The sequence below is a fragment of the Segatella bryantii genome (assembly GCF_022024215.1).
GTDB classification, from domain to species: Bacteria; Bacteroidota; Bacteroidia; order Bacteroidales; family Bacteroidaceae; genus Prevotella; species Prevotella bryantii.
On sequence record NZ_CP091798.1, the window covers coordinates 1,574,078 to 1,589,533 of the forward strand.

10 protein-coding genes are annotated in these 15,456 nt (G+C 38.3%); 3 read left to right on the forward strand and 7 right to left on the reverse strand.

Annotated features, from left to right (window positions below; genetic code table 11):
- Window positions 1–34 precede the first annotated feature (34 nt).
- The 3 genes from L6471_RS10690 to L6471_RS10700 all read right to left on the reverse strand — a co-directional run bounded on the left by L6471_RS10690 (window position 35) and on the right by L6471_RS10700 (window position 3,853).
- On the reverse strand, window positions 35–277 hold the full coding sequence (locus L6471_RS10690) for a hypothetical protein (RefSeq protein WP_094448107.1): 243 nt from the start codon (window positions 275–277) through the stop codon (window positions 35–37).
- Window positions 278–282: 5 nt separating this feature from the next.
- Window positions 283–1,605, reverse strand: a complete 1,323-nt coding sequence (locus L6471_RS10695; RefSeq protein WP_094448108.1) for a radical SAM/SPASM domain-containing protein — start codon at window positions 1,603–1,605, stop codon at window positions 283–285.
- Window positions 1,606–2,410: 805 nt separating this feature from the next.
- A complete protein-coding gene (locus tag L6471_RS10700; RefSeq protein WP_094448109.1) occupies window positions 2,411–3,853 on the reverse strand; it encodes a sodium:solute symporter in 1,443 nt (480 codons plus the stop codon).
- Window positions 3,854–4,082: 229 nt separating this feature from the next.
- On the opposite strand from L6471_RS10700, the gene L6471_RS10705 reads away from it, so the two are divergent.
- On the forward strand, window positions 4,083–5,516 hold the full coding sequence (locus L6471_RS10705) for a Na+/H+ antiporter NhaC family protein (protein WP_094448111.1): 1,434 nt from the start codon (window positions 4,083–4,085) through the stop codon (window positions 5,514–5,516).
- A 408-nt stretch (window positions 5,517–5,924) separates the two neighbouring features.
- On the opposite strand, the gene L6471_RS10710 is transcribed toward L6471_RS10705, so the two are convergent.
- Both L6471_RS10710 and L6471_RS10715 read right to left on the reverse strand, forming a co-directional pair.
- Window positions 5,925–6,548, reverse strand: coding sequence for a hypothetical protein (locus tag L6471_RS10710; protein ID WP_237797305.1), 624 nt, complete (start codon window positions 6,546–6,548; stop codon window positions 5,925–5,927).
- 17 nt (window positions 6,549–6,565) lie between these two features.
- Window positions 6,566–6,865 (reverse strand): hypothetical protein, encoded by a 300-nt coding sequence (locus tag L6471_RS10715; RefSeq protein ID WP_237797306.1) that lies wholly within the window; start codon window positions 6,863–6,865, stop codon window positions 6,566–6,568.
- A gap of 1,249 nt (window positions 6,866–8,114) precedes the next feature.
- On the opposite strand from L6471_RS10715, the gene L6471_RS10720 reads away from it, so the two are divergent.
- Window positions 8,115–11,468 carry a pectinesterase family protein gene (locus L6471_RS10720; RefSeq protein ID WP_237797307.1) on the forward strand — a complete coding sequence of 1,118 codons (3,354 nt, stop codon included), beginning with the start codon at window positions 8,115–8,117 and terminating at the stop codon, window positions 11,466–11,468.
- A gap of 36 nt (window positions 11,469–11,504) precedes the next feature.
- Window positions 11,505–13,217, forward strand: a complete 1,713-nt coding sequence (locus L6471_RS10725; protein WP_237797308.1) for a pectate lyase — start codon at window positions 11,505–11,507, stop codon at window positions 13,215–13,217.
- An 80-nt stretch (window positions 13,218–13,297) separates the two neighbouring features.
- On the opposite strand, the gene L6471_RS10730 is transcribed toward L6471_RS10725, so the two are convergent.
- Window positions 13,298–14,671 (reverse strand): TrpB-like pyridoxal phosphate-dependent enzyme, encoded by a 1,374-nt coding sequence (locus L6471_RS10730; RefSeq protein WP_094448115.1) that lies wholly within the window; start codon window positions 14,669–14,671, stop codon window positions 13,298–13,300.
- Window positions 14,672–14,796: 125 nt separating this feature from the next.
- Window positions 14,797–15,378: a manganese efflux pump MntP gene (locus L6471_RS10735; protein WP_094448176.1), complete on the reverse strand. Its 582-nt coding sequence runs from the start codon at window positions 15,376–15,378 to the stop codon at window positions 14,797–14,799.
- Between the last annotated feature and the right edge of the window lie 78 nt (window positions 15,379–15,456).

The window sequence follows — 15,456 nt, forward strand, 5'->3', positions numbered from 1 at the left end:
GAGGTGAGATATCAATGGCAGTAACATCTTTCCCTTAATCTTGTAATGCAAGAGTATGACAGCCACTTCCTGCACCGACATCTAAAATAAGCCCAGAACATAAAGATAATGCGGTCTTTTCTATTTCTGGCATATCTGTATAAGAACGAAAAAAATATTCTATTGGTACGATATCGTCACCTACACCTTTTATATTACACCATAAGGTTGAGGCCTTTCCTTGCTTGTAATAGTCATAAAAAGCATGACCAACCGCATCGTTATCAGTATCTATCATGACCACTATAGAAAAAGTTTTTCGTTTGTTCGAATCATTAAATCATAATATTCTTCTTTTACTTGTGAATTACAAATCCTTGTTGGAGTTGAAGAAGCCAATTTTTCAATATCACAATTGCGAAAAACTTCAAAAAAGTTTATTCTACAATCTCCACCACAAATGTGCTTAAGTTCACACTCCTTGCATGGCATAAGATTGTTAACACTAGACAACTCTCTTGCCTTTTCCGCCATATCTGCTATTACGCTAAAATCAACTTCACGCAAATTCACAACCGACTGAAGTCTAGATACCTGAGGACAAAAATAGACATCCCCATTGCAAGCAACTGTTAGATTACCATAGTCACAATTCATCTCAATTCCATCCATCTTATGGAAATTGATAAAAGGAATGTCTGCATAGTCTTCAAAGCATTCATTGATAATTGTTCCCATTATCTCCTTGTAATCTTGCTTCTCTTCTTTGGATAAATGGACTTCACGCCCGTCAAGCATCTCTGAAGTAAATCGTATGTTGAAATTGTATTTTTCATACTTCTTCTTCAGATTTCTTGCAAAAGCTATATATTTTTTGTAATTAGTTTTTAGAGAGCTACTATATAATGGAGTAATGGCAACATCAACTAAGACCTTTCTGCGTAAAAACTTATCAATGGTGTTTAATGATCGATCAAAGTTATATCTACCTCTGACCTTAGCATTTTCTTCTTCTGAATAACCGTCAATACTAATCTGGATTCTCTGGATAAGAGGCGATACCTTCTCTATCATTTCGTCTGTCCACATGGTTCCATTCGAAAGGATCTCATTATTCAATCCAACCTCATGAGAGTAGAAAATAATATCATATAAATGAGGATGCATGCAAACTTCACCTCCAGTAAAGACTACAGTTTTCCCATCATACTTTTTGTAATTATAGAGCAGCTCTTTAATCTCAGCAATAGTCAGTTCGTCCTTTTTCTTCTCGCCTGCAACCATGTAACAATGTGGGCAACGAAGATTGCATGAATTTGTCAAATAGAGTTGCATTATACCATCATCTGTTTTAATGATAGTGCGAGTATCTTCAAACCTTCTTGCTTCAAGTTGAATGACAACATGTTGAGCATTATTGTAATCCCCTTTAAACCGATTAAGACTGTCTTGTAAAGTATAGTTTCTTAGCAATTCAAAAAAATCGAATTGCTCGTCATTATCAAGAACAATCCACTTTGCAGTTTCGGGGGCAATTACTAAGAAAGAGTCACGATGCTTGACCACCTTTATTGATGGTGGCATATTATACTTTTTATTAGGATCAATAGTCTTTTTTACTTCCATAGCTCTTATCAAATATGGTGCAAAGTTTATTACTTCACACCATAACCTTTAAAGAATTCCCTTTGCAATAGTATTTACACGTTTACAGCATACTGCAAAACATCCCCAAAACAGGAAACGAGGTTTCTTTTTTTCTATATCATACTTAATTTCCATAAAAAAATATTTAATAGTTTATCTGTTGCAAATATATGCAATTAAATTGATTCGGCAAATCTTTTTTAGAGTTTTTTACATGCGGACCGCGCTTATAACAAAAGAGCTGAGGAATTATTCTTCCATAATACGCTTCATTTATATGTTTCATGATGCAAAATAAGCATATCGTTACGCAGAAATTCTGCGTTACAGAAAGAAAATTCGAAAAAAAGTATTAAGGAACAGGTAATCATACTGGTATACTTCCCAATATTCCTCTATTATTTGTCAAGCAGATCACTAAACGTCAAACGTGTTTTGAACTTTCGAGGAAGTTTCATTCGTTTTTCACTATCACCGAAGTCCACTAGAAAACATCTCCCGCATGACTGTAGGTCTAGTCTGCAGAAAGTGTAAAAGTCATACACATTAAAAATATTTTTTATCTTTGAGACTTTGTCTCGAATATACTTTCATTCGAAAAAACAAAAAACATTTTGATTTTTGCTCACTTATTCGTATCTTTTCAATCAGATTAAATAATAGTTCGTCTTTATGATGACTATTATAGGTTCAAGCGTGAATCGTTCGAGTCCCACCCTCCACCCTAAGGTGACAATCCTGTAAATCATCGATTTACAGGATTTTTTTTATCTCCTTACTATATTTAAACTTGATTCTTACACGGTCTGTTATACTTGCTCCCCGACAACCATAATCCTATGAATGTAAGGGCGCCATTAAGCATCAGGAGTTCATAACCAAAGGTATAGCCATAGAAGTGACTAATGATAATATCGAGGGAAAAACACAGCAAAGGAGACACAATACAGATATAAGGCACCAACTTATTATTCACCTGACGCTTGGTAAAAAGACTAAAGGCAAAAAGACCCAAAAGAGGTCCATAGGTATACGAACAAAGGATATAGATGGCATCTATTACACTTGTAGAATTGAGTACTTTAAATGCCAGAATAAAGAGCATAAATAATAATGACATGCCTATATGCACACGCTTACGTAATCGCTCACTTTTTCCTTTGTTGCAGATATCAACACAGAAACTAGTTGTCAATGCCGTCAATGCAGAATCTGCTGACGAGAAAGACGCTGCTACTACACCTATTGTAAAGAGTACCACAACAATAGAACCCAACTTACCTGTAGCTGCAAACATCGGCAACAACTCATCACCCACTTCTGGCAAAGCAATACCATTTTGGCGAGCCAACATCATCAATAACACACCTAACGAAAGAAAAAGTAGATTGGCAGGTACAAAGGCAAAACCATAGGTACACATATCTTTTTGAGCATCACGAAGACTCTTACAGGTTAGATTTTTTTGCATCATATCCTGATCAAGTCCTGTCATTACTATAACCACAAAGATACCACTTAAAAACTGCTTCCAAAAATTCTGTCTCGATACCCAATCGCTCATCTCGAATATTTGACTGTGTGCATCTGCTGCAATTACCGATACAGCTTCGCCTGCAGTAAGATGAAGTGAAGATATTACTTGAAAGATTATTAATATAAGTGCGGCAAACATACAAGTTGTCTGGAAGGTATCAGTCCATACTAAAGTTTTAATCCCCCCTCTTCGCGTATAAAACCATATCAATACCACCATCACCACAACCGTAAAAGGAAAAGGCACCCCTATAGCATCGAATACATACCGTTGTAGAATAATACAAACGACATAGAAACGAGCTGCTGCACCTGTCATCTTACTTAATAGAAAGAATGATGCACCTGTCTTATAAGAACGAGTCCCCAATCTTTCTTTCAAATACGAGTATATTGTCGTAAGATTTAATCGATAGTATATCGGAAGTAATAAAAAAGCAACTACAAAATAACCTATAATAAAACCTAAGCACATTTGAATATAAGTCATATTGCTTGCCAATACCATACCCGGTACAGACACAAAGGTAATACCTGATATACTGGCACCTATCATGCCAAAAGCTACCATATACCATGGTGACTGACGATTACCACGGAAAAAGATATCATTATTGGATAAGCGAGCTGTAAAACGGCTAATTAGCAAAAGAATGGCAAAATATGCTAGGACTGTACTAATGATTAACATGAGTTTTATTCGTTTTTTTTTGCATACAAAAATAAGCATTTTTTTTCAAAATGGCTTGCTTATTTTGGCAATTTCACTTACCTTTGTCAAAAACATAATTCATTTTTTACACAAAATATACACGAAAGATAGTATTAAGGCTAAGGATAATAGTATTGATTGGAAAGAAGCCAACTTGATTTCGTACAAAGATTAGAATACAATAAACTTTCAAACAACACATAAACAAATGACTAAACAAAGAATTATACTCTCGCTTACTCCAGTTATCTTTCTGATAGCATTATTAGCCATTGTTATCCAAATCTATGGTACAGAAGCTTTAGATGGTGGTAGCCAAATGGCACTTATTCTTGCTACAGGCGTCTGTGCACTTATTGCCGTTTTCTACTTTAAAGTGCCTTGGAAGAATATCGAGAAGGAAATCAATACTTCTGTTGGAAGCATAGGCACGACAATAGTTATACTCTTACTGATTGGTATTCTGTCAGGCACTTGGACGGTAAGCGGCGTTGTACCGACGTTTATCTACTATGGCATGCAGATTATCAATCCACATATTTTTCTGATTTCTTCTTGCATTATCAGCGGAATAGTAAGCGTAATGACGGGTAGTTCCTGGACCACTGTAGCCACCATAGGCATAGCTCTCATGGGCATTGGCAAGGCTGAGGGATTCAGCGAAGGATGGATAGCAGGAGCTATACTTTCTGGAGCTTATTTTGGCGATAAAATGTCACCTCTTTCAGATACAACAGTTGTTGCTTCATCTATGGTAGGTACTCCCCTTTTTGAGCACATCCGCTATATGGTGATAACAACAGTGCCTTCTATCTGCATTGCCATGATGGTCTATCTCATTGCCGGTTTTTTCATTGAACCAGAAAAAGCTATCAGCATCTCTGTCTATACATCTGCATTAGAAAGTAAATTTAATTTATCAGCCTGGCTATTTATAGTCCCGGTAGTTACAGCATACATGATTTACAAGAGGATGCCGGCCATTATAGTACTCTTTGCGTCTTCACTTCTTGCTGCTATCTTCGCCATTCTCTTTCAGCCACATATTCTGGCTGAAATCGTTGGCTCAAACGACACTTCTGTAGAAACTCTCTTTAAAGGTGCCATGCTGAGCGGATTTGGTAGTACAAGTGTTGATACTGGTAATGCACCTGTAAATGACCTACTGGCAACACGGGGTATGAAAGGTATGCTGAGTACAATATGGCTTATCCTTTGCGCTATCTGTTTCGGAGGAGCTCTTAAGGCGAGTGGTATTCTCATGAATATTGTCAGTTTGATTATTCCGCTTACCAAGACCCGATTTGGCTTAGTGAGTTCAACGGTTCTCTCCGGTTTATTCTTTAATACAACCGTATCCGATCAGTACCTGTCTATTATGCTCGACAGTAGCATGTTTAAAGAAATCTATAAGCGTGAAGGATATGAGTCACGACTACTCAGTAGAAGTATAGAAGATTCGTGTACTGTTACATCTGTACTCATACCATGGAATACATGTGGCATGACGCAGGCCACGGTACTCAATGTATCTACGCTTATCTATCTTCCATATTGCATTTTTAATATTTTATGTCCGATTATGTCGATTACTATTGCTGCCATCGGTTATAAAATTAAACATCACGAATTACTCAACTAAAATATAAACAAAAAAAAGAGGCGCGAAATTTATCTTCGCGCCTTGTCTCTTTTTCCTTTCATCTTCTGAACTTTTTTCTTATTCAGAAAGTTATGGCTTAACACCAAACTAATTCTTTTTACTTCACCCATTAGAACCTTTTCGAAGTTCTATGAGCTCACTTGCTAACCTATAGTGATTAGCGCCTGTGATCTTTTGATTCACGTTGTAAATATAGTCATTCTGCAAGTTAAATGCAACTTTTTCAGCCTTTATTTTGGGGTTATCTCACTCTTTTAACATTGTGGTCGAGCACTGTTAACAATTGTAGATACGTCACAATATATAGAAACGATAAATATATATGATACGCACCTTAATTTTTAACACAATAATAGAATACTAAGTTTGCTTTCCAACATACCATTTCTATCTCAAGATCTTAATATTCATCAGTTTTAATTCCTCATTATTCATGCGAACCCATTCATCCCAGTCTTCCTTAAATAATTTTAGCAATGGGCTTGGATGTGTCCTTAATAGTTCTGACAAATAAATCTTTGCTTTCTTCTCTCCATCGCGCAAATAAATTGCCTTAATCTTATTAATAGCCATATCTTCGTTATACTCATCATTCAATGAACTGTCACAAACAGCAATTGTCTTTTCAATGTAATAAGCAGCCGAGTCTTTATTCTGTTCCCTTAAGTATTTTTCCGACATAAAGATAAGCCGTAACGGATTATTAGCTTGAAGGGTCAAAACTGCATGTTCAGCGTTGGCCATAGCCTCATCCATGTGTCCCAAAGAAAAGAAAATCATGGAACGGTGATGATAACAATGCCTCTTACCGATGTTCGTAGTATCAATACTAAGTAAGAAGTCTGAAAGTTTCAATGCTCTTTCGAGCATTGTCGTGTCGTTACGCAGAGTCCCCCAAAGGACCATTTTGGCTAAACTATCACGAAGGGTATTGAGATTTTCTGTATTCTGTCCTTTGGCACATACTACAATCAATACGAAGACAATAAAAAAATACAATATTTTTTTCATAGAAACTTATTGGTTTATTATTTAATTCTGAATTTATGATTATATCTTCCCCATACACCAGTGATGAAACCAATGATAGTCGGTCCTGTAACTACCCCGTGGCCTCCAGATGCGCTATAATTCCAACCTCCTGATACATTTGCCATGATATCAGTCAATATTTTTTTTAGGCATAAATAGATACTATTTATATTTTGGGAGTATTTCATTATAAATGTAACATATGAAGAGTACTCATCCTCAGCTATTTCGGATGGAACCTCTAATGGATTCCATTTCTTTAATATGTCATTAACTAATTTGTCAACTCTTTCCATGATCAAAATCCTTTAAAATATCCTCTTGGAAGACTACCTGCCCCTTCAAAATTGCTAAAAGTGGTTATTACGTTTCCATTATGGTTTAAACAATCGTCTGTCCCTCTGCCTTAGTATATGTAAAGACAAATAGCAGTATAGATAAAATGGCTTTGTTTTTCATCGGTTTATAATTTTAGTTAACTATTAAATGGATACTTATAAAACATTTACGTTAATAAGAAATTAAACTTATAAAGGATATTTTGGTAATATCCAGTATAAAGGCAAAAAGGTACTATGGGGAAGAAAAAATTGGAATTGCGATAGACCAACCGAAAAGTCAAACGCCACGAATCGGAAGGATATGCAACATGTACAAGGCATATAGCAAAATAGTCTACAGGTATTCCATACTCCAAGATTTTTTACTATTATATCGCAAAAATAAAGTGTCAAAATGAAATTGCCAAGAAGATCGAAGAAAATTTCTGCAGAAAGTACATTTTTAACATTCATTAGAAAGTAAATTTAATTTATCGGCCTGGCTATTTATAGTCCCGGTAGTTACAGCATACATGATTTACAAGAGGATGCCGGCCATACAACCGTATCCGATCAGTACCTGTCTATTATGCTCGACAGTAGCATGTTTAAAGAAATCTATAAGCGTGAAGGATCACTAATTACTCAACTAAAATATAAACAAAAAAAGAGGCGCGAAATTTATCTTCGCGCCTTGTCTCTTTTTCCTTTCATCTTCTGAACTTTTTTCTTATTCAGAAAGTTATGGCTTAACGCCAAACTAATTCTTTTTACTTCACCCATTAGAACCTTTTCGAAGCTCTATGAGCTCACTTGCTAACCTATAGTGATTAGCGCCTGTGATCTTTTGATTCACGTTGTAAATATAGTCATTCTGCAAGTTAAATGCAACTTTTTCAGCCTTTATTTTGGGGGTATCTCACTCTTTTAACATTGTGGTCGAGCACTGTTAACAATTGTAGATACGTCACAATATATATAAACGATAAATATATATTATACTTGATTATAATAGGCGAAATCAAAAAAAATTAAACAAGATGAGAGAACCAGCCATAAATGAGGTCTTATCTCAATTTTTACCCATGATATGAAAAAAAATCCCCTTCTCCTTTATATATATATTGTACATTTGCAACAAGAATTGACCAACAATGCGATATAAAATAGAATTCACGCATGATGATAATTTACCTAATCAATAATAAACTAAAAACAAAAACAAATGATTAAACTTCTTCAAAAGACAGGTCTTATGACTTTATTGCTGCTGATGTCATCAATGATATACGCAGACAATACCGGTAAGACCTACCAGAACGAAACTGCTACCATTCAGTGGGCTTTCACAGGCAACACGACAGATGCAGCTACAGTAACTCCAGAAGGTGTGGTGTCTTTAGCTGCTTTCTCACATGGCGATGATATCGCAGATGCCGATGGGAGTAGTTATGACAACATCAGCTATACACGTTTCCAACCTATTAGTGGTACTAATGATGCTAGTGAAGCGGCCACGTTGGAATGGAGTATTAAACCAACAAAAGGACTCACCTTCACCCCAACCTTAGTAAGCGCCAATGTACGTCGCTTTGGTACTGACGGAGGTAAATTTGATGTCAAAGTTATCAATGGTGAAGGAATAGAAGAAACGCTTGCAACGGGATTGATTCCTGCTCGCAACAAAGCTACTGCTGAGGATAAGACTAGCTCTGATCCTAACTATCGTACCAGTTTTACTATCAATGTACCGGCATCACTGGCAACTTCTACTAGCTTTAAACTCGTTATTTACATATATGGACTAGGTAATACTAAACAGATTGGGTTCAATGACGTTAAAATAGAAGGCACTGTAAACGGAACCACAGAAGCTGTAACCATGTATACCCTTAATACAGAAGTATCTCCTGCCGAGGCTGGTACCATCAAGGTTTATCCCAACGGAAATGAGTTTGAAGCAGGAACAACAGTGAATCTTACGGCTAGCCGAAATTTCGGATACAAGTTTGTCAACTGGACTGATGCCAACGGACAAGTAATCGCTACTAATAACGAAATAAAATATACTCTTAATACCGCAGAAAAGCTAACTGCGAACTTTGAAAAGATCAATACCTACTCGCTTGACTACACCGTAGAAGGAGGAGCTGCCGATTACATGGTACAACCCGATATTGCACCTGTTATTGTCGACAATAAGAAGATGTACGAAGAAGGTACAGAAGTAACCCTCACCGCATCGAGTAATGAGATTCTTACCTTTACCAACTGGAGTAATGGCGAAAGTAGCGCTGATATTAAGTTCGTAATGAATGCCGACCAAGCTATTACGGCTCACTACTCTGCCAAAGATTACATTGTAGCATGGGATATGTATAAAACTGGCAATAACGGACGAAAAGCAGACTTTGCTTCTGCAGATAATGATGCAGACCAACTTGTTTTAAGAGATGCTGACGGCAACACATACGGATGGCTCGACAAGAGTGCTGTTAATGGCGGATATGAGGGCAGACCTGCATGTGTAAACTGGATGAATAATGCCGCTCTTGGCACCTATTACTGGCAGATAAAGTTTAACGCAGCCAACTACACCAATATTCAAGTAAAGAGTGCCATGGCTTACAACTATAATGCTTACCAAACTTATCATGTAGAATATTCTCTGGATCAAGTAAACTGGAACAAACTGGGCGCTATCACTATGCCTAGCGTGAAAAGCTGGACAGATGCCACCTTTAACCTTCCAGAAGAAGCTAACAACAAAAGTGAAATTTATATCCGCTGGATAGCTGATAAGACTTCTGCTATTGATGGAACTGAATCCAATAATGATGGTAATGCGATTGGTGCCATCTACATATTAGGAACGGAGAAATTAGTAAACGATGGTATTGCTCCAAAACTTGTAAACAGTGTTCCTGCCGAAAGCGCAACTAATGCTTCTGCTAACGGCAAGATTGTACTTACCTTTGATGAAAAAATAAAACTTACCGAACAGGCACAAGCTACTCTCAACGGTCAGGAACTCGAAGGAACAGTTTCAGGTAATACCATAACTTTTGCCTATAAAGGCCTCAACTACACGACAACCTACCAATTTAATTTGGCTGCTGGTAGTGTCAGCGACCTTACTGACAATACCATTACAGAAACGATTACAATCAAGTTTACCACCAAGACAAAACCTGCTATCAGCAAGAAGCTTTACGACTTTATCATTCCTGATGATGGAACCTTCAGAGAAGCCATCGCTGCTGCTACCAATAGAGAAGATAAGACTACACGTTTTCGTATTTTCGTAAAAAAAGGTACTTATGTTATACCAGTAAGCACATCTGCACAGGTTACTGGCTCTGATGGAAAGACCTACAACAGTGTAACCACCGTTCTCTCTGCCAACAATGTTTCTATTATTGGCGAGGATATGACCAAGACTATCATCAAGAACGATGTTCCTTACGAGCTCGTAACTGGTCAATATGGGCCAGCCTGCCCTATCGAAGGTATCGGCAAATGCGATCTTCTACAAATCACCGGCAATAATACCTATCTTGAGGATATTACCTTTAGAAATGGCACTGACGATGCTACAGGACGAAACCTTGCCATACAAGAAAAGGGCGATAAGACCATCTACAAGAACGTAACCCTTTATGGCTATCAGGATACATGGACTTGCAATGCAGGCGGACGCTACTACTTCGAAGATGGTATTATCCGTGGACGCACAGACTATATCTGTGGTAAAGGCGATGCTTTCTTCAATGGTGTTACTTTCCAAAATGTTGCAGGCGGCTATATTGCTGTACCATCGCAACCTAAAAAATATGGTTGGATTTTAAGCCAGTGTATTATCAAAGGTGAAACTGATGATGTTGACGGTAATTACACTTTGGGACGCCCTTGGGGAAGTGGTACGCCAATTGCTCTATGGATTAATACCAAGATGATCGCTCAACCTTCTGCCATCGGTTGGAACGAAATGAGCGGTGGCTATCCTGCACGCTTCGCTGAATATAACTCTACAACTGCAACAGGCACTGTCATCGACTTATCCAATCGTAAGACTGTTTTTGCCGACACTCATACCAACAATCCTATCCTTACAGCTGAAGAGGCTGCTACTTATACCATAGAAACAGTAATGGGTGGTGATGACGAATGGGACCCTACTGCTGCAACAGAACAAGCATCGGCACCTACTAACGTTATCATCAAGGATAATAAGTTAACTTGGGATAATAGTGACTACGCACTTCTTTGGGCTATTGAAAAAGATGGCAATGTCGTTGCCTTTACCACTCTTCCTGAATACGATATTACAGGAACCTCTTCAGACAACGTATGGGCAGTAAGAGCAGCTAACGAAATGGGAGGACTTGGCGACGCAACTATTGCTAGTACGACAACGAGTATCAAGACTCTCAACACAGAAAACGAAGCAAACATAACTGGAACTTCGCTTTATTCTATTGATGGTACACAACAGACTTCTTATCGAAAAGGAGTAAACGTAGTTGTGAAAAAAATGGAAAATGGGAATAAGAAAATCGCAAAAATTATCGTTAAATAAAATAGAAATAAACTATTAATATTTGTACTAATTGAAATGAAAATCAACCTGCAAGCTATAACATTTGGAGCATTATGCGTTTTGAGTACAAATGCTTTTGCACAATCAGCTACGCTTCCTGCTTTTCCAGGAGCCGAGGGATTTGGTATGTATACCACGGGAGGTAGATCTGCCAGTACTAAGGTTTATCATGTCACTACTCTTGAGGATAATGGCAAGACTTCTTTAGTAGGCTCTCTAAGATGGGCCAATGCTCAAAGTGGTCCTCGCATCATTGTTTTCGATGTATCAGGAACCATCCATCTTGCTGCCCAACTAAAGTTCAATACCAACACTACTATTTTAGGACAGACTGCTCCGGGAGAGGGTATCTGTATAGCAGACTATCCCGTACAAGTAAAAAGCAATAATATTATCCGTTTTATTCGATTCAGACTGGGTAATAAGTTTGTTGCTTATCATGAAGGTGACGGTCTGGGTGGTATGGACAACAGTGATGTTATCATAGACCACTGCTCTGTAAGCTGGAGTATAGACGAATGCCTGTCTGTATATGGTTCCAAAAACCTCACTGTGCAATGGTGCTTAGCTGCTCAGAGTCTGGTTAATTCTGGGCACAGCAAGGGAGCTCACGGCTATGGTGGAAACTGGGGAGGCAGCGGTGCCACTTATCACCATAACCTGATGGCTCACCACACAAGTCGTGTGCCACGCCTTGGCCCTCGACCAAGTACACAATTGGATGAACGTATGGATCTTAGAAATAACGTATTCTACAACTGGGCAGGTGAAGGATGTTATGGTGGCGAAGGTATGAATGTGAATATCGTCAACAATTACTATAAACCAGGACCGGGAACGGCATTACGCTCTACTAACATTCAGAAACGCATCGCGGGCATCGGCATTCGTACTACAGATTATACCAAGCATGGCACAAGCGAAGCTAATGACTGGGATAAAATGTGGCATGTATGGGGTAAATTCTATGTCCGTGGCAATGTAAATGCTTCGTATGACGATGTTACCCGAGATAACTGGACCTATGGTATCTATAATCAGATTACGAATAGTAAGGTTGATAATACCTTTACACAGACCACACGCGATACCATGAAACTGCATTTGCCTATCGCATACTATCCTGTTACAACAGAGACAGCATACGATGCTTATGAGAAGGTTCTCTCCTATGCTGGTGCTTGCTTGCATCGTGATGAAGTAGATGATCTCATTGTTAACGATACACGCGACAAGAAAGCCACATATACTGGTAGTGGATTAAATCCGGGATATATCAATACGCAAGATGATATCAAACCAGCTCAAGCTGCCGAAGACTGGTCTGCATGGCCTACGTTAGTCCAAACAGAACCTCCTGTTGATACCGATGGTGATGGTATGCCTGACGCTTGGGAAAGTAAGAATGGTACTGATCCTGCTAAAAATGATGCTGCAACAATAGCAGATAATGGCTATACCAACATCGAAAACTATGCTAACGATATCGTGGCTGATATCACCGCTGCTCAACTGGCAAACGGACAGTTGCTGCAAAACCAGCAAGAAGCAGAAACTGGCATCACGGGAGAAGTTACCGCCATACAAGGTATCAAGACCTTGTATGATACTTCATACCAAGAAGATGACTATATCTATACGCTTGGTGGTATCGCTATGGGCAAAGATGATAGCCAACTGCCAAAAGGCATTTATATCCGCCATCAGAAAAAGTTTGTGGTCAACTGATACCATAACCCTTATATACAGAAAAAGCCGCTGGTCGACATTTATCGACCAGCGGCTTTTTCGCATATAAGGAGAAATCTTTAAATCTTTGGTTCTATATGTGGAACACCAGCAAGATACTTATTGATTTCCTCATCAGATATCTGATAATCTTGTAAGTCACCATTAATATAGCTCATATATGAAGGCATATCGATAAGACCATGACCACTCAGACAGAAGAGAAGTACCTTTTCTTCACCCGTTTCCTTACATTTCAAAGCCTCACGCACAGTTGCAGCGATAGCATGACAACTCTCTGGAGCAGGAATAATACCTTCACTCTGAGCAAAGAGCATACCAGCTTTAAAACTCTCTAACTGTGGAATATCAACACCATGAAGATAACCATCCTTGAGCAATTGGCTGATAATCATACCGGCACCATGATAACGCAGACCACCTGCATGAATATTAGAAGGCTTAAAGTCATGACCCAAAGTATACATCGGCAATAATGGTGTATAACCAGCCTCATCACCAAAGTCGTACTCAAACTTGCCACGAGTAAGTTTAGGACAGCTCTCTGGTTCTGCGGCAATAAACTCTACATTCTTATGTGTACCATCGAATACATGACGCATAAATGGGAAAGCTAATCCGCCAAAGTTTGAACCTCCACCGAAGCAAGCTATTACCTTATCAGGATATTCACCAGCCATCTCCATCTGCTTCTCAGCCTCAAGACCGATAATACTCTGATGTAAAGCCACATGATTAAGCACACTTCCCAAAGTATATTTACAGCCAGGTGTCGTCGTTGCTAGTTCTACAGCCTCAGAAATAGCTGTACCTAACGATCCTGGATACAACGGATCTTTGGTAATAATATCTTTACCAGCACGTGTACTCATAGAAGGACTACCTTCTACCGTTGCACCAAAGGTATGCATGATCATAGAGCGATAAGGCTTCTGCTGCATCGTAATCTTAACTTGATAAACAGCAGCTTCCAGTCCGTAGAGTTTAGCTGCATAACTTAAAGCTGCTCCCCACTGACCTGCACCTGTCTCAGTTGTAACATTGGTATCACCTTCCTGCTTACAGTAATAACACTGTGGAATAGCAGAATTAAGTTTATGAGAACCTAACGGGTTAACACTCTCGTTCTTAAAGTAAATATGAGCAGGTGTACCTAAAGCCTCTTCAAGCCCATAGGCACGTACCAAAGGTGTAGAACGATAATAAGTATATTTCTCGAGCACTTCTTCAGGAATATCTATCCATGCATGTTCGGTATCAAGTTCCTGCTTTGAGCATTCCAAATTAAATATATGTGCCAGATCTTCTGCAGAGAGTGGTTCCTTGGTCTTCGGATTTAAAGGAGGAAGTGGTTTATTAGGCATTTCTGCTTGAATATTATACCACTGCTTAGGAAGGTCTTTCTCTTGGAGAATAAATTTTTTTTGTCTCATCGTATCGAGTTTTTAGGAATTTTGTTATTATAGCTTGCAAATATAACAAAATAATGCGGCATTCAATAATGAATATCGCACTATTTTTACCATTTTGGTTAACAAATAGAACTTTTCTTGCTATTTTAATGATAACCCAAAAGATGACTTAATAATATTTTTACACCGATGATAATAAGAATGATTCCTCCAAATAAATCTGGTTTAAGTCGCTTACGAATAGACGAACCAAAACGAATACCCAAAAGATTACCTATAACGCCAAACAAAAAACTTACTATGCCTATCGCCCATAATGGAAAACAGAGTTCACCAATAGAGGTATATCCTGTACAGGCAAAAGAGATGCCTACGGCCAGCGCATCGATACTAGTTGCAACAGCTAACACCAATTGCGTTTTGATTTTAGTAGGATTAAAGTGCTTATCTTCATTATCTTCGAAAGACTCCTTTATCATACGAATACCAAGGAAAGCAAGAAGACCAAAAGCTATCCAATGGTCGAAAGCCTCGATATACTGGGCAAAATGTTTGGTACCAAGCCACCCGATAAATGGCATAGCAGCCTGAAATAAACCAAAAAAGAAACTCATTCGAGTAATTACCCCCCAACGCTTTTCTTTCAATATCACACCACTAATTATACTCACTGTAAAACAGTCCATAGCCAATGCTATAGACAGCAAGAGAATATCTAGAAAATTCATCATGTCTTTGTAACAATTCTTTATGAGGAGACAAAATTACAAATTAATTTTGTACTTTTGTAGCAAATAAAGAATTTT

Excerpts from the sequence above, each read along its gene's own strand:
- L6471_RS10690 (WP_094448107.1), bottom strand. The coding sequence starts at position 277 with ATGATAGATACTGATAACGATGCGGTTGGTCATGCTTTTTATGACTAT.
- L6471_RS10695 (WP_094448108.1), bottom strand. The coding sequence starts at position 1,605 with ATGGAAGTAAAAAAGACTATTGATCCTAATAAAAAGTATAATATGCCA.
- L6471_RS10700 (WP_094448109.1), bottom strand. The coding sequence starts at position 3,853 with ATGTTAATCATTAGTACAGTCCTAGCATATTTTGCCATTCTTTTGCTA.
- L6471_RS10705 (WP_094448111.1), top strand. The coding sequence starts at position 4,083 with ATGACTAAACAAAGAATTATACTCTCGCTTACTCCAGTTATCTTTCTG.
- L6471_RS10710 (WP_237797305.1), bottom strand. The coding sequence starts at position 6,548 with ATGAAAAAAATATTGTATTTTTTTATTGTCTTCGTATTGATTGTAGTA.
- L6471_RS10715 (WP_237797306.1), bottom strand. The coding sequence starts at position 6,865 with ATGGAAAGAGTTGACAAATTAGTTAATGACATATTAAAGAAATGGAAT.
- L6471_RS10720 (WP_237797307.1), top strand. The coding sequence starts at position 8,115 with ATGATTAAACTTCTTCAAAAGACAGGTCTTATGACTTTATTGCTGCTG.
- L6471_RS10725 (WP_237797308.1), top strand. The coding sequence starts at position 11,505 with ATGAAAATCAACCTGCAAGCTATAACATTTGGAGCATTATGCGTTTTG.
- L6471_RS10730 (WP_094448115.1), bottom strand. The coding sequence starts at position 14,671 with ATGAGACAAAAAAAATTTATTCTCCAAGAGAAAGACCTTCCTAAGCAG.
- L6471_RS10735 (WP_094448176.1), bottom strand. The coding sequence starts at position 15,378 with ATGAATTTTCTAGATATTCTCTTGCTGTCTATAGCATTGGCTATGGAC.